Source organism: Streptomyces sp. N50, assembly GCF_033335955.1.
In the GTDB taxonomy this organism is placed as follows: Bacteria; Actinomycetota; Actinomycetes; order Streptomycetales; family Streptomycetaceae; genus Streptomyces.
Genome location: NZ_CP137549.1, coordinates 5460625 through 5482172 on the forward strand (window position 1 = coordinate 5460625; position 21548 = coordinate 5482172).

General features: G+C 67.7%; 18 protein-coding genes and 1 tRNA gene. 10 read left to right on the top strand and 9 right to left on the bottom strand.

Annotation, left to right across the window (positions count from 1 at the left end; translation table 11 throughout):
• Positions 1 to 94: 94 nt before the first annotated feature.
• The 10 genes from R2B38_RS24550 to R2B38_RS24595 all read left to right on the top strand — a co-directional run bounded on the left by R2B38_RS24550 (position 95) and on the right by R2B38_RS24595 (position 13853).
• A tRNA-Trp gene (locus R2B38_RS24550) sits at positions 95 to 167 on the top strand.
• 113 nt (positions 168 to 280) lie between these two features.
• Positions 281 to 568, top strand: coding sequence for a preprotein translocase subunit SecE (gene secE / locus R2B38_RS24555; RefSeq protein WP_019055477.1), 288 nt, complete (start codon positions 281 to 283; stop codon positions 566 to 568).
• Positions 569 to 645: 77 nt separating this feature from the next.
• Positions 646 to 1503: a transcription termination/antitermination protein NusG gene (gene nusG, locus R2B38_RS24560; protein ID WP_033279975.1), complete on the top strand. Its 858-nt coding sequence runs from the start codon at positions 646 to 648 to the stop codon at positions 1501 to 1503.
• Between the two features lie 168 nt (positions 1504 to 1671).
• The gene (rplK, locus tag R2B38_RS24565; RefSeq protein WP_019072313.1) at positions 1672 to 2106 is read left to right on the top strand and encodes a 50S ribosomal protein L11; all 435 of its coding nucleotides are present in this window, start codon (positions 1672 to 1674) and stop codon (positions 2104 to 2106) included.
• Positions 2107 to 2185: 79 nt separating this feature from the next.
• Positions 2186 to 2911, top strand: a complete 726-nt coding sequence (rplA, locus tag R2B38_RS24570) for a 50S ribosomal protein L1 (protein ID WP_033279976.1) — start codon at positions 2186 to 2188, stop codon at positions 2909 to 2911.
• A gap of 158 nt (positions 2912 to 3069) precedes the next feature.
• Complete coding sequence (locus R2B38_RS24575) at positions 3070 to 4011, top strand: hypothetical protein (protein ID WP_318018188.1); 942 nt, start codon at positions 3070 to 3072, stop codon at positions 4009 to 4011.
• 753 nt (positions 4012 to 4764) lie between these two features.
• Positions 4765 to 5295, top strand: coding sequence for a 50S ribosomal protein L10 (gene rplJ, locus R2B38_RS24580; protein ID WP_033279978.1), 531 nt, complete (start codon positions 4765 to 4767; stop codon positions 5293 to 5295).
• Between the two features lie 123 nt (positions 5296 to 5418).
• Positions 5419 to 5802 (top strand): 50S ribosomal protein L7/L12, encoded by a 384-nt coding sequence (rplL, locus tag R2B38_RS24585; RefSeq protein ID WP_106970986.1) that lies wholly within the window; start codon positions 5419 to 5421, stop codon positions 5800 to 5802.
• A 571-nt stretch (positions 5803 to 6373) separates the two neighbouring features.
• The gene (gene rpoB / locus R2B38_RS24590; protein ID WP_033279980.1) at positions 6374 to 9859 is read left to right on the top strand and encodes a DNA-directed RNA polymerase subunit beta; all 3486 of its coding nucleotides are present in this window, start codon (positions 6374 to 6376) and stop codon (positions 9857 to 9859) included.
• A gap of 94 nt (positions 9860 to 9953) precedes the next feature.
• Complete coding sequence (locus R2B38_RS24595) at positions 9954 to 13853, top strand: DNA-directed RNA polymerase subunit beta' (protein ID WP_033279981.1); 3900 nt, start codon at positions 9954 to 9956, stop codon at positions 13851 to 13853.
• 68 nt (positions 13854 to 13921) lie between these two features.
• On the opposite strand, the gene R2B38_RS24600 is transcribed toward R2B38_RS24595, so the two are convergent.
• The 9 genes from R2B38_RS24600 to R2B38_RS24640 all read right to left on the bottom strand — a co-directional run bounded on the left by R2B38_RS24600 (position 13922) and on the right by R2B38_RS24640 (position 21448).
• A complete protein-coding gene (locus R2B38_RS24600) occupies positions 13922 to 14188 on the bottom strand; it encodes a hypothetical protein (RefSeq protein WP_318018189.1) in 267 nt (88 codons plus the stop codon).
• Entirely contained in the window at positions 14185 to 14460 is a 276-nt protein-coding gene (locus tag R2B38_RS24605; protein WP_318018190.1) for a hypothetical protein, read from the bottom strand. The genes R2B38_RS24600 and R2B38_RS24605 overlap by 4 nt, the downstream gene beginning before the upstream one ends.
• Positions 14461 to 14486: 26 nt before the next feature.
• Positions 14487 to 15356: a peptidoglycan-binding protein gene (locus tag R2B38_RS24610; RefSeq protein WP_318018191.1), complete on the bottom strand. Its 870-nt coding sequence runs from the start codon at positions 15354 to 15356 to the stop codon at positions 14487 to 14489.
• A 230-nt stretch (positions 15357 to 15586) separates the two neighbouring features.
• Positions 15587 to 16024, bottom strand: a complete 438-nt coding sequence (locus tag R2B38_RS24615; protein ID WP_318018192.1) for an ATP-binding protein — start codon at positions 16022 to 16024, stop codon at positions 15587 to 15589.
• An 18-nt stretch (positions 16025 to 16042) separates the two neighbouring features.
• Positions 16043 to 16738 carry a hypothetical protein gene (locus R2B38_RS24620; protein ID WP_318018193.1) on the bottom strand — a complete coding sequence of 232 codons (696 nt, stop codon included), beginning with the start codon at positions 16736 to 16738 and terminating at the stop codon, positions 16043 to 16045.
• Positions 16738 to 17871 carry a hypothetical protein gene (locus R2B38_RS24625; protein WP_318018194.1) on the bottom strand — a complete coding sequence of 378 codons (1134 nt, stop codon included), beginning with the start codon at positions 17869 to 17871 and terminating at the stop codon, positions 16738 to 16740. The genes R2B38_RS24620 and R2B38_RS24625 overlap by 1 nt, the downstream gene beginning before the upstream one ends.
• Positions 17868 to 18968, bottom strand: coding sequence for a hypothetical protein (locus tag R2B38_RS24630; RefSeq protein WP_318018195.1), 1101 nt, complete (start codon positions 18966 to 18968; stop codon positions 17868 to 17870). The genes R2B38_RS24625 and R2B38_RS24630 overlap by 4 nt, the downstream gene beginning before the upstream one ends.
• Before the next feature lie 69 nt (positions 18969 to 19037).
• Positions 19038 to 20228: a hypothetical protein gene (locus R2B38_RS24635; RefSeq protein WP_318018196.1), complete on the bottom strand. Its 1191-nt coding sequence runs from the start codon at positions 20226 to 20228 to the stop codon at positions 19038 to 19040.
• The gene (locus R2B38_RS24640; protein ID WP_318018197.1) at positions 20225 to 21448 is read right to left on the bottom strand and encodes a hypothetical protein; all 1224 of its coding nucleotides are present in this window, start codon (positions 21446 to 21448) and stop codon (positions 20225 to 20227) included. Before R2B38_RS24640 ends, R2B38_RS24635 begins: the two co-directional genes overlap by 4 nt.
• Positions 21449 to 21548 lie beyond the last annotated feature (100 nt).

Consider the following 21548-nt stretch of genomic DNA (forward strand, 5'->3'; position numbering starts at 1 on the left):
ACGTACACTCCTAGCTCGTTGGCCTTCAACAGCCGCGCCCCACTGGGTGCACACCGAGCACTCGGGCGGATGCGGTACGTTGGGGACGTCACAAAGGGTCGTAGCTCAATTGGTAGAGCACCGGTCTCCAAAACCGGCGGTTGGGGGTTCAAGTCCCTCCGGCCCTGCTACACACACCTTCACCAGGATGTGTGCGCAGCGCATGTACGTACAGCAATGCACCGCCGTGCGGCTCAGACCGGGCGCGGCACGGCCACGACCCGGGAACAGGTGAGGATGAATGGCGGACGCCGTGGGCTCCATCGACATGCCTGATGCCCAGGACGAGGTGTCGGAGTCCAAGAAGAAGGCCCGCAAGGGTGGCAAGCGCGCCAAGAAGGGCCCGCTGAAGCGCCTCGGCATCTTCTACCGCCAGATCGTCGCGGAGCTCCGCAAGGTCGTCTGGCCGACCCGCAACCAGCTGACGACGTACACGACGGTTGTCATCGTCTTCGTCGTCATCATGATCGGTCTCGTGACCGTGATTGACTATGGACTCAATCACGCCGCGAAGTACGTCTTCGGCTGAGGCCAGAAGCGAAGGGCGCCCTGACCGGCGCCCCTTTCGCGTGTTCCACCCCCATGTATCCAGGAAGAAGCAGCCACGTGTCTGACCCGAACCTGAACGAGGCCGTCGAGCCGGACGAGTCCGTGGAAGACGAACTCGACATCGTCGAGGGCGCGGACGAGGAGCTGGACGAGGTCGAGGCTGCGGACGCCGACGCGGGCGAGCCGGCCGAGGAAGCCGCCGTACACGTCGAGGACGAGGACGCGGAAGCGACCGAGGACCTCGACGACGAGGCCACGGCCGAGGACGACGAGGAAGAGGCCGAGCCGGCCGAGCCCGTCGACCCCGTGGTCGCCCTGCGTGAGGAACTGCGTCTCCTGCCCGGCGAGTGGTACGTCATCCACACGTACGCCGGCTACGAGAACCGCGTGAAGACCAACCTGGAGCAGCGCGCCGTCTCGCTGAACGTCGAGGACTACATCTTCGCGGCCGAGGTGCCGCAGGAAGAGGTCGTCCAGATCAAGAACGGCGACCGCAAGACCATCAAGCAGAACAAGCTCCCGGGCTACGTCCTGGTCCGCATGGACCTGACGAACGAGTCCTGGGGCGTCGTGCGCAACACCCCTGGCGTCACCGGCTTCGTGGGCAACGCCTACGACCCGTACCCGCTGACCCTGGACGAGATCGTCAAGATGCTCGCCCCGGAGGCCGAGGAGAAGGCCGCGCGCGAGGCGGCCGAGGCCGAGGGCAAGCCGGTTCCGCAGCGCAAGGTCGAGGTCCAGGTGCTGGACTTCGAGGTCGGCGACTCGGTCACCGTCACCGACGGCCCGTTCGCGACGCTGCAGGCGACGATCAACGAGATCAACGCGGACTCGAAGAAGGTCAAGGGGCTCGTCGAGATCTTCGGCCGTGAGACGCCGGTGGAGCTCTCCTTCGACCAGATCCAGAAGAACTAGTTCTTCCTGGAGTTACGTCTTCCGCGCAGGTCAGACGGGCTGTCAAAAGCCTCTCTGACCTGCGCGGTTTTTAGCCGCACATGGATACCCGTTATCGTTGTGCGGTATGCCTCCATCCGGATTAACCGGACAGAGGCCGAACACTCTCACTAGGACCCGGAGAGAGCAATGCCTCCCAAGAAGAAGAAGGTCACGGGGCTCATCAAGCTCCAGATCAACGCCGGTGCGGCGAACCCGGCCCCGCCGGTCGGCCCCGCGCTCGGTCAGCACGGCGTCAACATCATGGAGTTCTGCAAGGCCTACAACGCGGCGACCGAGTCGCAGCGTGGCTGGGTGATCCCGGTGGAGATCACGGTCTACGAAGACCGCTCCTTCACCTTCGTCACCAAGACTCCGCCGGCCGCGAAGATGATCCTCAAGGCCGCTGGTGTCGAGAAGGGCTCCGGCGAGCCGCACAAGACCAAGGTCGCCAAGATCACCCAGGCGCAGGTCCGCGAGATCGCCACGACCAAGCTTCCCGACCTGAACGCCAACGACCTGGACGCCGCGTCGAAGATCATCGCCGGCACCGCCCGTTCCATGGGCATCACGGTCGAGGGCTGACCTTCACCTCGTAGGAAAGACCGTGGCAGGGCCTGCTCGGCCCACACCACGACTCCTCAGAACACACACAGGAGCAGTAGTGAGCAAGCGCAGCAAGTCTCTCCGCGCTGCGGACGAGAAGATCGACCGGGACAAGCTCTACGCCCCGCTCGAGGCCGTCCGTCTCGCCAAGGAGACCTCCACCTCCAAGTTCGACGGCACCGTCGAGGTCGCCTTCCGTCTGGGTGTCGACCCGCGCAAGGCGGACCAGATGGTCCGTGGCACCGTGAACCTCCCGCACGGCACCGGCAAGACCGCCCGGGTCCTGGTCTTCGCGACCGGTGACCGTGCCGAGGCCGCGACCGCCGCGGGCGCCGACATCGTCGGCTCCGACGAACTCATCGACGAGGTGGCGAAGGGCCGGCTGGACTTCGACGCCGTCGTCGCCACCCCGGACCTCATGGGCAAGGTCGGCCGCCTCGGCCGCGTGCTCGGTCCCCGTGGTCTCATGCCGAACCCCAAGACCGGCACCGTGACGCCGGACGTGGTCAAGGCCGTCAACGAGATCAAGGGCGGCAAGATCGAGTTCCGCGTCGACAAGCACTCGAACCTGCACTTCATCATCGGCAAGACGTCCTTCGACGACACCAAGCTGGTGGAGAACTACGGCGCCGCTCTGGACGAGATCCTTCGTCTGAAGCCGTCCGCCGCCAAGGGTCGCTACATCAAGAAGGCCGCGATCAGCACCACGATCGGCCCCGGCGTTCCGCTCGACCCGAACCGCACCCGCAACCTCCTCGTCGAGGAGGACCCGGCCGCCGTCTGAGCCCCACGCTCACTCCGGCAGCCGCGTCCAGCGCGCGTCTGAATCGGACGAGCCCCGCAACCTTCCGGTTGCGGGGCTCGTCCTCTTTTCGGACGGGGTGTCAGTGCGCTGCGCTAGCGTTTCTGGCAGGCACAGCAATCGCATAGGGGTGGGGACGGATGAAGAGCACGACCGTGCGCCGGGTGGGTCTCTCGATCGCGGTGGCGACCGCGCTGGCCTCGGTGGCCGCCTGCGGCTCCTCGGGGTCCTCCGGGGGCTCCGGCAAGGACGACAAGGCCGTGGGCAAGGGATCGACCCGGGTGAGCCCCATAGCGGCCCTGCGCAGCGCCGAGCAGTCCACCGACAAGGCGGACTCCGCGAAGGTCGAGTCCTCCACGGTGATGGGCTCCCTGATGTCGATGGAGGCCAAGGGCGACCTCGGCTGGAGCGACGGCATCACCGGCGTCCTCACGATGACGTACACCGGCGGCACGCTGGCCCAGACGATGCGCGCGGCCGGGAGCACGTCGATGGAGGCCCGCTATCTGCCGGACGCCTACTACGCGAAGATGGGCGAGAAGTTCGCCGAGCAGGCGGGCGGCAAGCACTGGCTGAAGTACGACTACGACGACCTGGCCAAGCTCGGCGGCAGCTCCGGCGCGTACCTCAAGGACCAGATGCAGAACTCCACGCCGAACCAGTCGGTGAAGCTCCTGCTCGCCTCCGGGGACGTCAAGAAGGTCGGTACGGAGTCGGTCCGCGGCCAGCAGGCCACGCACTACTCGGGCACGGTGGACGTCGCCGATCTCGCCGCGAAGAACTCCAACCTCACCGCGAGCCAGCTCGCCGGCCTCAAGAAGCAGCTCACCGCAGCCGGCGTCACCACGGAACAGGTCGACATCTGGGTCAACGCCCAGAACCTGCTGGTCAAGAAGGTCGAGAAGGGCCAGATGTCCTCGGGCCAGTACAGCCAGACCGCCTACTACAGCGACTACGGCGTGAAGGTCGACGCGACCGTGCCTCCGGCGAGTGACACCGAGGACTTCACGGCGCTGCTGAAGAAGCAGGGCGCGGGCGCGGGCAGCAGCGACACGTCGACCGGGTCCGGCACGAGTTCCTGAGCGGAGCGCGATCCTGGCCGGGCGCAGGTCTGGCTGGGTGCGCGTCCGGTTGGGGTCAACTCCGGCCAGGGGCAACTCCGGTCGGGGCCAACTCCGGACGGGCCAACTCCCTTCGGGGCTAGGGGACTTCGCGGTGGCCGGGGGAGCTAGCCGAGGCTCACCGGAGCTCGCCGGGGCTCACGGGAATTCGCCGGGTCCGGCGGCTGGGCCGGGCGGCCATGACCACCGAGCGCCGGGCCCCGGGCGCTGAGCCCAGGGCATGAGGATGGCTCGGCCGAGTCCCGTGACACCGTGGAACCGCGCGTCGCAGGCAAGGCGCTCTGCGTCAGCGGTGCCAAGGACGGGAAGAAGCGCGTGGTGAGGGTGACAAGGGTCTGCTCGGCATGACGATCACCTTCCTCGACCTGGACAAGCCGGTGCCGGTCACCGCCCCGCCGGCGAAGGGCACCAACGACCTCGCCGCGCTGATGAGGAACGCCCAGGGCTGAGCCGTACGGGCGGATTTGCTTCAGTCCGTGACGCTCGCGTACGGTGGTCCAGAAGCCAAAGACCGCTGGTCGTTGCCGTGCCTGTCACAGGGTGTGGTGACCGAAGGATCCGCTGAACAGTGGACGACCCGCGTAGGTGAACTGGATGTGCTCCCGAAGACGTTGCTTTCGGTCGAGCTACGCCCCGTGCGCCTGCGCCGGGGCGTTTTCTCTGTCCCAGCCCCTTCTGAGCGGTCCTCATCACCCGGAAGGAGGCCGACGCTCTATGGCAAGGCCCGACAAGGCTGCCGCGGTAGCCGAGCTCGCGGGACAGTTCCGCGACTCGAACGCCGCCGTGCTGACCGAGTACCGGGGTCTCACCGTGGCGCAGCTCAAGACGCTGCGTCGTTCGCTCGGTGAGAACGCCCAGTACGCCGTGGTGAAGAACACGCTGACCAAGATTGCGGCCAACGAGGCCGGGATCTCTACGCTCGACGACCTGTTCAACGGTCCGACGGCGGTCGCCTTCATCACCGGTGACCCGGTGGAGTCGGCGAAGGGTCTTCGTGACTTCGCCAAGGACAACCCGAACCTCGTCATCAAGGGCGGTGTCCTTGACGGCAAGGCGCTGTCCGCCGACGAGATCAAGAAGCTCGCGGACCTCGAGTCCCGCGAGGTTCTGCTCTCCAAGCTGGCGGGTGCCTTCAAGGGCAAGCAGACTCAGGCTGCACAGCTCTTCCAGGCGCTTCCGTCGAAGCTCGTCCGCACGGTGGACGCCCTTCGCGCCAAGCAAGAAGAGCAGGGCGGTGCCGAGTAATTCGGCTCGCAGCATGACCGCCGCCTGAGGCTCCGCGCCGCACGGCAACGGTCGTAGCGGGCCGAACGTACGCCCGCCAGACATGTACACACCGGCACCAGCCGAAATTAGTGGAAGGAAGCCATCGTGGCTCTCACCCAGGACGAACTGCTCGCCGAGTTCGAGACCATGACCCTCATCCAGCTTTCCGAGTTCGTGAAGGCGTTCGAGGAGAAGTTCGACGTCACCGCCGCCGCCGCGGTCGCCGTTGCGGGCCCCGCCGCCCCCGGCGCCCCGGCCGAGGCCGAGGCCGAGCAGGACGAGTTCGACGTCATCCTCACGGGTGCCGGCGAGAAGAAGATCCAGGTCATCAAGGTCGTGCGTGAGCTGACCTCCCTGGGCCTCAAGGAGGCCAAGGACCTCGTGGACGGCGCCCCGAAGCCCGTCGTCGAGAAGGTCGCCAAGGACGTCGCCGAGAAGGCCGCCGAGTCCCTCAAGGCCGCCGGCGCCTCCGTCGAGGTCAAGTAACACCTTCGAGGTCGTGAACGAGGTCCCAAGGACCTTGTAACGCCTCAGCACTGAAGAGCGATCATCCATCTGGGTGGTCGCTCTTCGGCGTTCCTGGGTCGGGTGAGCGGCAGCCTTGCGATCAGGGGTTCGCGGAGTATGGTGATCTTCTTCGTGCCTCCGAGCATCCCTGGTGGCATGTGGTGTGGGCCATGGAGGCCTTGACGAACCGCACGCAGCGCGCAATTCTCAGGACGCGTCGTCACAACGATCCGAATCCGAGGCATGGATCGGCGGCGAAGAGGGCAGTATCAACGCGTTGAGGACGTGAGCTTGCCGAGGGTGTTGAGCACGACGAGGGTCTCAAAAAAGCGGGGCTGGACATCAGTGCGCCAAGTGGCTACACTGACCCTTTGCGCTGCCTGTTAGCTGCTCCCTGCCCGTCACCAGGGGCATGCCCTCACTTGAGCATCGATGACCGGACCAACTCTGACCTGGCCTTTCCGGGCCGTCTCAGGAAGTCCATGTCTCTTTGCCCCTGAGAGGGGCCGGTACGCGCGTAGTGAGTCCGAGCCCTCGGAAGGACCCCCTCTTGGCCGCCTCGCGCACTGCCTCGACCGCGAATATGAACAACGGCGCCAGCACCGCCCCGCTGCGCATCTCCTTTGCAAAGATCAAGGAGCCCCTCGAGGTTCCCAACCTGCTCGCGTTGCAGACCGAGAGCTTCGACTGGCTGCTCGGCAACACCGCCTGGCAGAGTCGGGTCGAGGCGGCTCTGGAGTCGGGTCAGGACGTCCCCACCAAGTCCGGTCTGGAGGAGATCTTCGAGGAGATCTCTCCGATCGAGGACTTCTCCGGGTCGATGTCGCTGACCTTCCGCGACCACCGTTTCGAACCTCCCAAGAACAGCATCGACGAGTGCAAGGAGCGCGACTTCACGTACGCCGCCCCGCTCTTCGTAACCGCTGAGTTCACCAACAACGAGACCGGCGAGATCAAGTCCCAGACGGTCTTCATGGGCGACTTCCCGCTCATGACCAACAAGGGCACCTTCGTCATCAACGGCACCGAGCGTGTCGTCGTGTCGCAGCTGGTCCGCTCGCCGGGCGTCTACTTCGACTCCTCGATCGACAAGACGTCCGACAAGGACATCTTCTCCGCCAAGGTGATCCCCTCCCGGGGTGCCTGGCTGGAGATGGAGATCGACAAGCGCGACATGGTCGGTGTCCGCATCGACCGCAAGCGCAAGCAGTCCGTCACCGTCCTGCTCAAGGCTCTCGGTTGGACGACCGAGCAGATCCTGGAGGAGTTCGGCGAGTACGAGTCCATGCGCGCCACCCTGGAGAAGGACCACACCCAGGGCCAGGACGACGCGCTCCTCGACATCTACCGCAAGCTGCGTCCGGGCGAGCCCCCGACCCGCGAGGCCGCGCAGACGCTTCTTGAGAACCTGTACTTCAACCCGAAGCGCTACGACCTCGCCAAGGTCGGCCGCTACAAGGTCAACAAGAAGCTGGGCGGCGAAGCCCCGCTCGACGCCGGCGTCCTGACCGTCGAGGACATCATCTCGTCGATCAAGTACCTGGTGAAGCTGCACGCCGGCGAGACCGAGACCGTTGGCGACAACGGCACGACGATCGTCGTCGAGACCGACGACATCGACCACTTCGGCAACCGTCGTCTGCGCAACGTCGGCGAGCTCATCCAGAACCAGGTCCGTACGGGCCTGGCGCGTATGGAGCGCGTCGTCCGCGAGCGGATGACGACCCAGGACGTCGAGGCGATCACGCCGCAGACCCTGATCAACATCCGGCCGGTCGTCGCCTCCATCAAGGAGTTCTTCGGCACCAGCCAGCTGTCGCAGTTCATGGACCAGAACAACCCGCTGTCGGGTCTCACCCACAAGCGCCGCCTGTCGGCTCTTGGCCCGGGTGGTCTCTCCCGTGAGCGGGCCGGCTTCGAGGTCCGTGACGTGCACCCCTCGCACTACGGCCGCATGTGCCCGATCGAGACCCCGGAAGGCCCGAACATCGGCCTGATCGGCTCGCTCGCCTCCTACGGCCGGGTCAACGCGTTCGGTTTCGTCGAGACGCCGTACCGCCGGGTCACCGACGGTGTCGTCACCGACGAGGTCGACTACCTGACCGCCGACGAAGAGGACCGATTCGTCATCGCGCAGGCCAACGCGCCGCTGACGGACGAGTTCCGCTTCGAGGAGTCCCGCGTCCTGGTCCGCATCCGTGGCGGAGAGGTCGACTACGTCCCCGGTGACGAGGTCGACTACATGGACGTCTCGCCGCGCCAGATGGTGTCCGTCGCGACCGCGATGATCCCCTTCCTGGAGCACGACGACGCCAACCGTGCCCTCATGGGCGCGAACATGATGCGTCAGGCCGTGCCGCTCATCAAGTCCGAGGCGCCGCTGGTCGGCACCGGCATGGAGTACCGCTGTGCGGTCGACGCCGGTGACGTCCTGAAGTCGGAGAAGGACGGTGTGGTCCAGGAGGTCTCCGCGGACTACATCACCACCGCCAACGACGACGGCACGTACACCACGTACCGCCTCGCCAAGTTCTCCCGCTCCAACCAGGGCACCTCCGTCAACCAGAAGGTTGTCGTGGACGAGGGCGCCCGGGTCATCGCCGGCCAGGTGCTGGCCGACGGTCCGGCGACCGAGTTCGGCGAGATGGCGCTCGGCAAGAACCTGCTCGTGGCGTTCATGCCCTGGGAGGGTCACAACTACGAGGACGCGATCATCCTGTCGCAGCGCCTCGTGCAGGACGACGTCCTCTCCTCGATCCACATCGAGGAGCACGAGGTCGACGCCCGTGACACCAAGCTGGGCCCCGAGGAGATCACCCGGGACATCCCGAACGTCTCCGAGGAGGTCCTCGCCGACCTCGACGAGCGCGGCATCATCCGTATCGGTGCCGAGGTCGTCGCCGGTGACATCCTCGTCGGCAAGGTCACGCCCAAGGGTGAGACCGAGCTGACCCCCGAGGAGCGCCTGCTCCGCGCGATCTTCGGTGAGAAGGCGCGCGAGGTGCGCGACACCTCGCTGAAGGTGCCGCACGGCGAGATCGGCAAGGTCATCGGCGTCCGCGTCTTCGACCGCGAGGAGGGCGACGAACTGCCGCCCGGCGTCAACCAGTTGGTCCGGGTGTATGTTGCGCAGAAGCGCAAGATCACCGACGGCGACAAGCTGGCCGGCCGTCACGGCAACAAGGGTGTTATTTCGAAGATCCTGCCGATCGAGGACATGCCGTTCCTCGAGGACGGAACTCCGGTCGACATCATCCTGAACCCGCTGGGTGTCCCGTCCCGAATGAACCCGGGACAGGTCCTGGAGATCCACCTCGGCTGGCTCGCCAGCCGCGGCTGGGACGTCTCCGGTCTCAGCGAGGACTGGGCCCGCCGGCTCCAGGTCATCGGCGCCGACCAGGTCGCGCCGGGTACCAACGTCGCGACCCCGGTCTTCGACGGTGCCCGCGAGGACGAGATCTCCGGTCTCTTCGAGGCCACGATCCCGAACCGCGACGGCGACCGGCTGGTCCAGGCGTCCGGAAAGGCCAACCTGTTCGACGGCCGCTCCGGCGAGCCGTTCCCGGAGCCGATCTCGATCGGCTACATGTACATCCTGAAGCTGCACCACCTGGTCGACGACAAGCTGCACGCCCGTTCGACCGGTCCGTACTCGATGATCACCCAGCAGCCGCTGGGTGGTAAGGCGCAGTTCGGTGGTCAGCGCTTCGGCGAGATGGAGGTGTGGGCGCTTGAGGCTTATGGCGCCGCTTACGCCCTCCAGGAACTGCTGACGATCAAGTCCGACGACGTCACCGGCCGCGTGAAGGTCTACGAGGCCATCGTCAAGGGCGAGAACATCCCCGAGCCCGGCATCCCCGAGTCCTTCAAGGTGCTCATCAAGGAGATGCAGTCGCTCTGCCTGAACGTGGAGGTGCTGTCCAGTGACGGTATGTCCATCGAGATGCGTGACACCGACGAGGATGTCTTCCGCGCAGCGGAGGAGCTCGGCATCGACCTGTCCCGGCGCGAGCCGAGCAGCGTCGAAGAGGTCTGACGGGAGTCCGGAGACCTGCCGCGCGCAGGTCTCCGGCCCCAGGACCCCCGTATCAGACCCCAAGACTTACAACCCTGAGAGGGATTGACGCATAGTGCTCGACGTCAACTTCTTCGATGAGCTCCGGATCGGTCTGGCCACCGCTGACGACATCCGTCAGTGGAGCCACGGCGAGGTCAAGAAGCCTGAGACCATCAACTACCGCACGCTCAAGCCCGAAAAGGACGGACTCTTCTGCGAGAAGATCTTCGGTCCGACCCGGGACTGGGAGTGCTACTGCGGCAAGTACAAGCGCGTTCGCTTCAAGGGCATCATCTGTGAGCGCTGCGGCGTCGAGGTGACCCGCGCCAAGGTGCGCCGTGAGCGGATGGGCCACATCGAACTGGCCGCGCCCGTCACCCACATCTGGTACTTCAAGGGTGTCCCGTCGCGTCTGGGATACCTGCTCGACCTCGCCCCGAAGGACCTCGAGAAGGTCATCTACTTCGCGGCGTACATGATCACGTTCGTCGACGAAGAGCGCCGTACGCGTGACCTGCCCTCGCTGGAGGCGCACGTCTCCGTGGAGCGTCAGCAGGTCGAGAACCGGCGTGACTCCGACCTCGAGGCCCGCGCCAAGAAGCTCGAGACCGACCTGGCCGAGCTTGAGGCCGAGGGTGCCAAGGCCGACGTGCGCCGCAAGGTGCGCGAAGGTGCCGAGCGCGAGATGAAGCAGCTGCGCGACCGTGCGCAGCGCGAGATCGACCGCCTGGACGAGGTGTGGACCCGGTTCAAGAACCTCAAGGTCCAGGACCTCGAAGGTGACGAGCTCCTCTACCGCGAGCTGCGTGACCGCTTCGGCACGTACTTCGACGGTTCGATGGGTGCCGCGGCGCTGCAGAAGCGCCTGGAGTCCTTCGACCTCGACGAAGAGGCCGAGCGGCTTCGCGAGATCATCCGTACCGGCAAGGGCCAGAAGAAGACCCGTGCGCTGAAGCGGCTCAAGGTGGTGTCTGCGTTCCTGCAGACCTCCAACAGCCCCAAGGGCATGGTCCTCGACTGCGTCCCGGTCATCCCGCCGGACCTCCGCCCGATGGTGCAGCTGGACGGTGGCCGCTTCGCGACCTCCGACCTGAACGACCTGTACCGCCGTGTGATCAACCGCAACAACCGCCTGAAGCGCCTTCTCGACCTCGGTGCCCCCGAGATCATCGTCAACAACGAGAAGCGCATGCTTCAGGAGGCCGTCGACGCGCTGTTCGACAACGGTCGCCGTGGCCGTCCGGTCACCGGCCCGGGTAACCGCCCGCTGAAGTCCCTGAGCGACATGCTCAAGGGCAAGCAGGGTCGTTTCCGTCAGAACCTGCTCGGCAAGCGTGTGGACTACTCCGCGCGTTCCGTGATCGTCGTCGGCCCGCAGCTGAAGCTGCACCAGTGCGGTCTGCCGAAGGCCATGGCGCTGGAGCTCTTCAAGCCGTTCGTGATGAAGCGCCTGGTGGACCTGAACCACGCGCAGAACATCAAGTCGGCGAAGCGCATGGTCGAGCGCGGCCGCACGGTCGTCTACGACGTCCTCGAAGAGGTCATCGCGGAGCACCCGGTTCTGCTGAACCGTGCGCCCACGCTGCACCGCCTCGGCATCCAGGCCTTCGAGCCGCAGCTGGTCGAGGGCAAGGCCATCCAGATCCACCCGCTCGTCTGCACCGCGTTCAACGCGGACTTCGACGGTGACCAGATGGCCGTGCACCTGCCGCTCTCCGCGGAGGCGCAGGCCGAGGCCCGCATCCTGATGCTGTCCTCGAACAACATCCTGAAGCCGGCCGACGGTCGTCCCGTCACCATGCCGACCCAGGACATGGTGCTGGGTCTGTTCTTCCTCACCACCGACGGTGAACTCCGCGACGTCAAGGGCGAGGGCCGCGCGTTCGGCTCCACGGCCGAGGCGACGATGGCGTTCGACGGCGGCGAGCTGGCGCTCCAGTCGGCTGTGGACATCCGCTTCCCGGTGGGCACCATCCCGCCGCGTGGCTGGGTGCCGCCGGTCCGCGAGGAGGGCGAGCCCGAGTGGCAGCAGGGTGACACCTTCCGCCTGCGTACGACCCTGGGCCGCGCGCTCTTCAACGAGCTGCTGCCCGAGGACTACCCGTTCGTCGACTACTCGGTGGGCAAGAAGCAGCTCTCCGAGATCGTCAACGACCTGGCCGAGCGCTACCCCAAGGTCATCGTGGCGGCGACGCTCGACAACCTGAAGGCGGCCGGCTTCTTCTGGGCGACCCGTTCCGGTGTCACCGTGGCCATCTCCGACGTCGTCGTTCCCGAGGCGAAGAAGGAGATCGTCAAGGGCTACGAGGCGCAGGACGAGAAGGTCCAGAAGCAGTACGAGCGCGGTCTGATCACCAAGGAAGAGCGCACGCAGGAGCTCATCGCGATCTGGACCAAGGCGACCAACGAGGTCGCCGAGGCGATGAACGCGAACTTCCCGAAGACCAACCCCATCTTCATGATGGTCGACTCGGGTGCCCGAGGAAACATGATGCAGATGCGTCAGATCGCGGGTATGCGTGGTCTGGTGTCGAACGCCAAGAACGAGACGATTCCCCGTCCCATCAAGGCGTCCTTCCGTGAAGGCCTGTCCGTGCTGGAGTACTTCATCTCCACCCACGGTGCCCGTAAGGGTCTGGCCGACACGGCCCTCCGTACCGCCGACTCGGGTTACCTCACCCGTCGTCTGGTCGACGTCTCCCAGGACGTCATCATCCGCGAGGAGGACTGCGGCACCGACCGCGGCCTCAAGCTGCACATCGCGGAGCGCGGCGCGGACGGTGTCCTGCGCAAGGCCGACAACGTCGAGACCAGCGTGTACGCCCGTGCGCTGGCCGAGGACATCACCGTCGACGGCAAGGTGCTGGCCCCGGCCAACACCGACCTCGGCGACGTCCTCATCGACGAGCTGGTCAAGCACGGCATCGAGACGGTCAAGACCCGCTCGGTCCTGACCTGCGAGTCCGCCGTCGGCACCTGCGCCATGTGCTACGGCCGCTCGCTGGCCACCGGCAAGCTGGTCGACATCGGTGAGGCGGTCGGCATCATCGCCGCCCAGTCCATCGGTGAGCCCGGTACCCAGCTGACGATGCGTACCTTCCACACCGGTGGTGTGGCCGGTGACGACATCACCCAGGGTCTGCCCCGTGTCGTCGAGCTCTTCGAGGCTCGTACGCCCAAGGGTGTCGCCCCGATCTCCGAGGCCCAGGGCCGCGTGCGGATCGAGGAGACCGAGAAGACCAAGAAGCTCGTCGTCACCCCGGACGACGGCAGCGACGAGACGGCGTTCCCGATCTCGAAGCGCGCCCGTCTCCTGGTCAGCGAGGGCGAGCACGTCGAGGTGGGCCAGAAGCTCACCGTGGGTGCCACCAACCCGCACGACGTGCTGCGCATCCTGGGTCAGCGTGCCGTCCAGGTCCACCTGGTCGGCGAGGTCCAGAAGGTCTACAACTCGCAGGGTGTGTCGATCCACGACAAGCACATCGAGATCATCATCCGGCAGATGCTCCGCCGCGTGACGATCATCGAGTCCGGCGACGCCGAGCTGCTGCCCGGCGAGCTGGTCGAGCGTTCGCGCTTCGAGCAGGAGAACCGTCGTGTGGTCCAGGAGGGCGGTCACCCGGCCTCCGGTCGTCCGCAGCTCATGGGTATCACCAAGGCCTCGCTGGCCACGGAGTCCTGGCTGTCGGCGGCGTCCTTCCAGGAGACGACCAGGGTTCTGACGGACGCGGCGATCAACGCCAAGTCCGACTCCCTGATCGGCCTCAAGGAGAACGTCATCATCGGTAAGCTCATCCCGGCCGGTACGGGCCTGTCCCGCTACCGCAACATCCGGGTCGAGCCGACCGAGGAAGCCAAGGCCGCGATGTACTCGGCCGTCGGCTACGACGACATCGACTACTCGCCGTTCGGCACGGGCTCCGGCCAGGCCGTCCCGCTGGAGGACTACGACTACGGTCCGTACAACCAGTGAGTAGCTGAAACGCGTTGAAGGGCGGCACCCCGCACGGGGTGCCGCCCTTCGGCGTTTCCACATACTGCTCAGTGCGTTGTCAGCTCCCAGGCCGTGACGACGACGGTCGCTATGGCGGCCAGGGCGCCGATGCTGGCGAGCGGCCAGCGGGAGCGTTCCAGGGCGTCCAACCGCTGTTCGTGGTCGGCGAGTTGGCGGTCGGTCTGGTCGCTGCGCTGGACCAGCAGGGCGAGGGAGCCGTCGACCCGGGCGAAGCCGGCCTCCACGGTTCCGCGCAGCCGTTCCAGTTCCACGGCGACGGCGATCGGGTCGGACAGGGACGTGGGTTCGTTCACGCGTCCTCCCGTTCCGGCTCGGCCTTGACCAGCTTCAGCAGCGCGCCGTCCCCGGCCGCCGGCCCGTCGGTGCGCAGCCAGGACGGCAACAGCGCCTGTACGGCGGGCAGGGCCATGACCCTGGTGACGCCGGCGGCTGCGGCCAGCGCCGCGGCCACCCAGGGCAGGGTGTCCGGGACACCGGCGGCGTCGACGACCGCCGGCAGCAGGACACACAGGCCGACAGCGGTCTGGAGAACGGTACGGAGGGTGCGCTTGGCGGCCTCTGACATGGGTGGACCTTGCCTTTCCGAGGGGTTCAGGAGCTGTACGGGACCTTCAGCGCGATCCAGGACGTGGCTCCCGGCCAGCCGTCCGCCGCGGTGCCGGTGTAGCCGAGCTTGCGCTGCCACTTGGCGTAGGAGGCCTTGTCCACGGTGGTCCACTGGGGGCCGGGACCCGAGGTGTACGCCGAGCAGCCGACGGCGACTAGGCGCTTGCCCATCGCGGTGACGATCGCCGAATTGGGGTTCTTCTTGAACCAGTCGGCGCCGGGGAAGGGCTGGTGGGCGGGCTTGGCGGGCGGTGTCACCTTGGTGCCGAGGCGGGTGGTCACCCGGGTGCGGAAGTCGGCCATCGTGAAACCCCGCGGGTCGATCTTGGTGTTCGTCCACTCCTTGTGGCCGATGACCGAGTGGGCGTTCCAGCCGTGTGCTCGGCAGAGGGCGGCCGAGGCTCGGACCATCGCGTCCAGCTGGACTGCCGGCCAGGGGTCCTTGCCGTCGCCGAGGTTGACGCACTCGAAGCCGTAGAAGTGGACGTTGCCGTCCGTGTTGTTCTGGTTCGGGGCGGGGAGGGTCGCGCTTTGGGCGATGACTGCCTTCAGTACGTCTCCGTCGCCGCTGCCTGCGTGGTTGGCTCGGCCGTTGCCGACCAGGTGGACCGTGCCGTCCTTCGCGATTACCCCGTGGCAGAGGGGGCCGGGGAGTTCGGAGTGGCCGTTGTAGCAGAGGTTGACGGAGGTTGTGGTGCCGGTGGTGACGGTGTGGTGGATGACGACGCCGTTCACCGGGCCCCAACTGCCCTTGCTGTTGCGGTTGTTGGTGCGCCAGCCGGGGTGCTCGATGACGGTGATGCCCTCGGCTTTGAGGGCGGTGATGAGGGCGTCGGGGGAGAGGGGTGTGGCCATGGGGTGCCTTCCTGGTCGGCGGGGGTGGGCATGAAAAAACCCGGGCCGGGGTGGGTGGCTCGGGTCGTGTGCGGAGTGCGGGTGGGTGGGGGCTGGTCGCGCAGTTCCCCGCGCCCCTGGGGGGTTGGGGTGGGCGGGATGAGTGGGTTGGGTGCGTTCGCGCGGGGGTAGCCGCATGGTCGGTGCAGGCCCGCGGCCCTGAAGGCGTGAGGGTGCGGGGAGTTGGAGGGTTAGGCGGTCGCCGTGGGGTCCTCGGTGCCGTCGCCGTCGCCGTCGCCGTCGCCGTCTCCCTCGCCCGAACCGTCGGTCGGCGGGGTCCACTTGGCGGCCAAGGTCGTGTACGCGGCTGTGTTTTCAACGAAGTTGGCCAAGGCCGAGGCCACCACCGTCTGGATGGCGGTCTGGTCGGGGACGACCATCGCTGTGCCGATGGGCATGATTGTGGTGCGGGCGCTGCCGCGGATGGCGGAGCCGTTCGCGCCCCACTCTGTGAACTGGGCGGCCACCGTCACGGGGGCGTAGGTGCCGCTGACCGAGTCGGGGGCGATGATGCTGTTGTAGCTGGAGTCGGAGACGTTGACGTAGATCGTGTGGCCGGCCTCGGTGATGGTGGCTCGGCCCGCGAAGTCGATGGCCAGGCCCCAGGGTTGGGTGGTGTCGATGTCCATGGGTTGTCGTGTCCCTTCTCAGGTTTGGCGGCCGTACATCAGGATCGGGTTGGCGTAGACCGTGCCGGAGGCGCTGGTGACCTGGGCCTGGACCTCGACCTTGAGCTGGGTGCCGTAGACCGTGCCGAAGTCGGAGCTGATCAGGGCCTCGTAGATGAAGTCCGTGCCGGCGCTGACCGTGCTGCCCCACTGGGCGCCGTTGACGAGGACCTGGACGGAGCCGGTGGCGCCGGAGCTGGCGCGGGTGTTCATGACCAGGCGCATCTTCGGCTGCCAGGCGATGTTGTAGGACATCGCGATCGTCGTCATTGACGTTGAGGTTGTTTGTGGCCAGCGGGTCGTGCTCGTGTCCTGTGGGGGCAGCATGTTCAGCCAGGGGCGGGCCAGGCCGCCCGTGCTGATGTCGTCCGAGAGGATCTCGCGCTCTGCCTTGTCGTAGAGGCGGAGGGGCTGGAGTGAGGTGGCGGTGCCGTCGCCGTTGTACATGCTCATCGCCAACTGGCCTGTCTGGCGGCGGAGTTCCATGCGGTACTCGTCGGCGCCGGGCCACTTGCCGATCTTGAAGACCGGGGATCCGGTGGCCGGGCCCACCTCCAGCGTGCCGCCCGAGACCGTGTTGAGGGCCGGGCGGGTGTTGACCGCGGTGGAGAGCTGCTGGATGCGGCGTTCCATCTGGGTGAGCCGGTCGATGATGTCTTCGGGGAGCTGGGGCATCAGGCCTCCTCCAGGTAGAGGTCGGCGGTGTCGGGGCGGCCGCGCTGGGCGGGGCTGACCTTGACGCCGATGATCCGGTAACGGGTGTCGAGGCCCTCGGCGTACCACTCGTCGGTGATCCGGATGCGGACCGTGCGGCCGATCAGCGCCGACGGGACCAGGTCGTCCAGGCGCACGCTGATCTCGGGGATCACCACCGCGCCGGTGGCCGCGGCCAGTTCGGTGCGGGCGAGCGCGGTGAGGGTGGCCGCGTCGGTGATGTCGTTGTGGTCCGAGGTGAGGTCGATGCGGGGGTAACCCGCTTGTCCGATCAGGTTGTTGGCGACCGCGACCGTGGAGCACAGGGGGCGGGACTCGCTTGCCTGGTCCGTGTTGGTGGAGGCGCCTCGGGCCCGGTCCGTGGTGCCGCCGCGGGTGGCGTCCCGGGGGAAGGAGTACGCCAGGATCGTGCCGGGCCTGTCCATCACCAGGTCGGTCGCCCCGGTGAGGATCTTCGGGCTGCCGAGGCGGAGGCGGCGTACGCGGGTGCCGGTCGTCGGGTCCGTGTACACCGAGATGTAGTGCTCGAAGCCGTTCTCCAGCGCGGCCAGGGCGTCCAGCGCGTCGAGGTAGACCGTCTCGTCGCCGTCGCGGTAGCTCGCCGAGCGGGTCACCCCGGAGGTCTCGGTGCCGTGACTGACGCCGATGTCGCCGCCGGGGAGTGCGGTCTGGAGGTCCGTCCACAGGGCCCTGGCCATGTCCAACTGGTCGCCGGTGAGCGTTAGTTGGTAGCCGGGGTCGTACTCGGGTGTCGTCGCCCGGATCAGGCGTCGTCCCGCGTACGACTCGAAGGTCGCCGCCTGGACGCCGAGGGTGAGCACGCCCTGGTCGTCGCTCTGAAGCGTGCTCGTCCAGACGATGCCGCCCCACCACAGATCGTTGCCGCGCTGGAGGTAGACCGAGGTGCGGCCCTCCTCGATACGGCGGACCCGGGCGGCCATCGCCGCGTCCGGGACCGGGATCGTGCCCGACAGGGAGCCGGCCTTGCCGATGTAGTCGTCGACCGTGACGTCCCGCAGGGGGAGGATGTCGATGGTGCTGTCGGTGAGCAGGTCGCAGAAGATCGCCCGGTAGGGCGTGTTGACGGTCGTCATGCGGCGGCCTCGTAGGTCGCGGTGCCGAAGATCGTGTAGCCGCTCGCCCAGGTCCACGGGGTGATGGAGTCGACTCCGCCGGTGTTGGCGAGGGCGACGGCGGTCGGCTGGCCCGAGGCGGTGACGAGCTCGAAGCCCCCGGTGGTGCTGGGGTAGATGCGGGCCATGACGCGGTTGTTCGCGGTGTTGGCCGACATCTCGGCGAAGCCGATCGACATACGGGTCGCGGCGGCGGCGACCGGCAGCGAGAAGCGCCAGCCGTCGCTGATGGTGGGGCTGGTGCCGAAGGAGGTGGTGCTGCCGAAGACGATCTGGAAGTTCAGGTGCACGGTCGTCCCGAACTTCACGTACCGGCAGCTCAGGGCCGCGTTGCCGAAGGACGGGGTCGCCAGTCCGCTGGTGGTGGTCCAGGTCGGGGTCCAGCTCTGCCAGGTCGGCAGGACCGGGTAGTCGGTCCAGGCGGTGCCGTTCCAGCGCTGCAACTGGCCGTTCAGGTCGCGGTATTGGCCGGGGTAGGAGCCGTTGGTGGAGTCGGTGGTGACCGGGAGGATGCCGCCGATCGCGACCGTCGCGGTACGGACGCCGGTGAGGGCGGTGGTCCAGGCGATGCCGCCGGTGCCCGCGCTCGTGTTCTTGGGTACGGCGACCTGGTACAGCGGGACGGCGAGGTCGGGGGTGGCCGGGATCGCCGGGGTGGCCGCGGGGGTGCCCTGGACGATCTCGACGACGGCCTCGGTGCGGCCCGAGCCGTCGTAGACGTCGTCGTAGATCCGCAGGACGAGGAGGTCGATACGGCCGTAGAGGGCGTCGCCGTCCGCGAACGTCACGTTCTCGAACTCGGTCAGCGCGATCGGGTAGGCGCCGCGGGTGTCGGTGGACTGGACGATCGCTCGGCCGGGGCTGACGGTGCCGCTCATGGTGCCGGTGGCGCCGGTCAGGGTGAAGCCATTGATGCGGTACAGGCCGGTGGACGATCCAGGGAGGATGCCGGAGCGGACCTGGACGGCGGAGGTCGGGGTGAGGGCGCCGAGCGAGATGAGCCGGGTGTCCTCGCGGGACTGGCTGTCCGGGGACAGCCAGCCGGAGCGGGTGGGCATGGGTGAACTCCGTTCTGGGGGTGGGGAGTTGGGGGAGAGGCGAGTTGTGGAGGGTGGGGAGTCGCAGCGTCAGGCGATGGGGTCTGTGCGGAGGTGGATCGTGTCGAACCAGGCGGGGACGGTCGAGGACGTCGATCTGTGCATGGCCGTGATCGTGTAAGTGGCGCCCGGGGTGAGGGAGTTGAGCCGTAGTTGGGTCGAGACCGACTTGCCGACCGCGCCTGAGCCGGACGCGGCTCGTTCGTCGTCCGCCGCCCAGATCACCGTGGTGCCGAGGGTGACCTGCGGGGACATGTGCGCGGTCGTCGTCTCGCTGCTCGTCGTGTAGACGCGGGCGCCCAGGGCGATGATCACCGAACCGGACGGTGGCGCCGTGAAGTTGAGTGTGAGCGTGGTGAGCGCGGTGTCCGTGAGCGTTGCCGTGTACGTCGTCGACGTGGTGTAACCCGCGTCCAGCGACTGCGCGAACGCCGGGCCCGGTAGGGCGGGTTGCCAGGCGGTGCCGTTCCAGCGCTGGAGCTGGCCGGCTGCGGTGTCGCGGTACTGGCCCGTGTAGCCGCCGGTCGTCAGTGCGCCCGCCGGGGCGATACCGCCGAGTCCCTTCGGATACGGCACCCAGGCCGTGCCGCTCCAGCGCTGGAGCGTGTCGGTGATGTCGCGGTAGTGGCCGGGGTAGCCGCCCGCTGCGGTGTCGTCGGAGCGGGTCGGCAGGATGCCGCCCAGCGGAACGGTCGTCGGGCGGAGGTCGGTGCTCGCGGTGGTCCAGGGGATACCGCCGCCGCCCGAACTGGTGTTGGCGGCCACCGCCACCGTGAACAGCGGCAGCGAGACGTCCGGTACGGCGGGGGCGACCGGGACGGCGGCCGGGGTGCCCCGCACGATCTCGACCGCGGCCTCGCTGCGGCCCGAGCCGTCGTACTCGTCGTCGTGGATCCGCAGCACGACCAGGTCGATACGGCCGTACAGGGCGTCGCCGTCCGTGAAGGTCAGCGGGACCGGTTCGGTGACCGCGACCGGGTAGGCGCCGCGGGCGATCGACGACTGGACCACGGCCCGGCCCACGCCGACGGTGCCGCTCATGGTGCCGGTCGTGCCGGCCAGCCAGAGGCCGGTGACGCGGTAGACCCCGCCGTCGGAGCCCGGCAGGACGCCCGAGCGGCCCTTGATGTCGGTGACCGGGGTGAGCGCGCCGATCTGGGCGGTGCGGGTGTCGGCGCGGGTCTGGCTGTCCGGGGACAGCCATGCGGAGGTCACGGTCACGGCGCACACTCGTAGGTGCCGTGGATGGACAGGACGTCACCGGTGCCCCAGGTGACGGGCGCCGACTTGTCCCAGATGACGTCGTTGTTCGCGAGGGTGTCGCGCACCGAGCGGACGAAGCCGAGGGCGCCGCTCACCGCGAGCAGGCCGCTGCCCTGGTACAGCAGCCCGCTGGAGGAGTCGAAGTACTCCGCGTTCAGCACCCGTCCGTCGAGCTTCCACGTGGGGGTGGCGACCGGCAGGACCGGAAGCCGGAACGTCCAGTTGGCGTTGACGTCCTGGGCGGTCAGGTTGGTCGTGGAGCCGATCTTCAGGTAGATCCGGACGTGTACGACCGTCCCCAGCCTCACGTACGACCCCGCCAGCGTGCCGTTGCCGATCGCGGGCGTGGTGCCGGTCTCGGCGCCCCATACCGGGGTGTAGTCGGTCCAGGTCGGGGAGGGGAGGTAGTTGATCCAGCTCGTGCCGTTCCAGCGTTGCAGTACCCCGGCGGAGGTGTCCCTGTACTGGCCGGTGTAGCTCGCCGTGGCGACCGCGCCGGCCGGGGCGATGCCGCCGAGCGCGCTGGCGTACGACACCCAGGCCGAGCCGTCCCAGCGCTGGAGCGCGCCGCCGGAGTCGCGGAACTGGCCCGGGTAGGCGCCGGTGCCGGTCTCGCCGTACGCGGGGAGGATGCCGCCGACCGCGACCACGGGGGTGCGGAGGTCGGTGACGTCGGTGCTCCAGGTGATGCCGCCCTTGCCGGCGCTGATGCCTGCGGCGACCTTGACCTGGTAGAGGGCGAGTCCGATGCCGGGGATCAGCGGGGGTGTTGGGGTTGCGGCCGGGGTGCCCTTGACTATTTCCAGGGTCGCCTTCGTCTGGCCGGAGTTGTCGTAGAGGGAGTCGTAGATCCTGAGGACCACGAGGTCGATGCGGGGGTTGGTCGCGTCGCCGTCGGTGAAGGTGAGGGCGGTCGGTTCGGGGAGGGTGACCGGGTAGGCGCCCTGGGTGGCGCCCGCCGCGACTACGGCGCGGCCCTCGTGGACGGTTGCCGACATCGCCCCTGCCGCGCCCTCCAGCCAGAAGCCGGACATGCGGTTGAGGCCGTCGTAGCTCCCGGGGAGGATGCCGGAGCGGACTTCCAGGGGGTTGGCGGGGGTGGTCGCGCCCAGCTGGGTCAGGCGGGTGTCCTCGCGGGTCTGGCCGGTCTCGGCCACCCATGCGCTGCGGAGGTTCATGTATGGGTCTCCTGGGGTGGGGTGGGGTGGTTTGGTTTGGGGTGGGGTGGGTGCGCCCGCGGGTGTGCTGTGGGGTCGGGGTCGTGGCGGTACGGCGAGC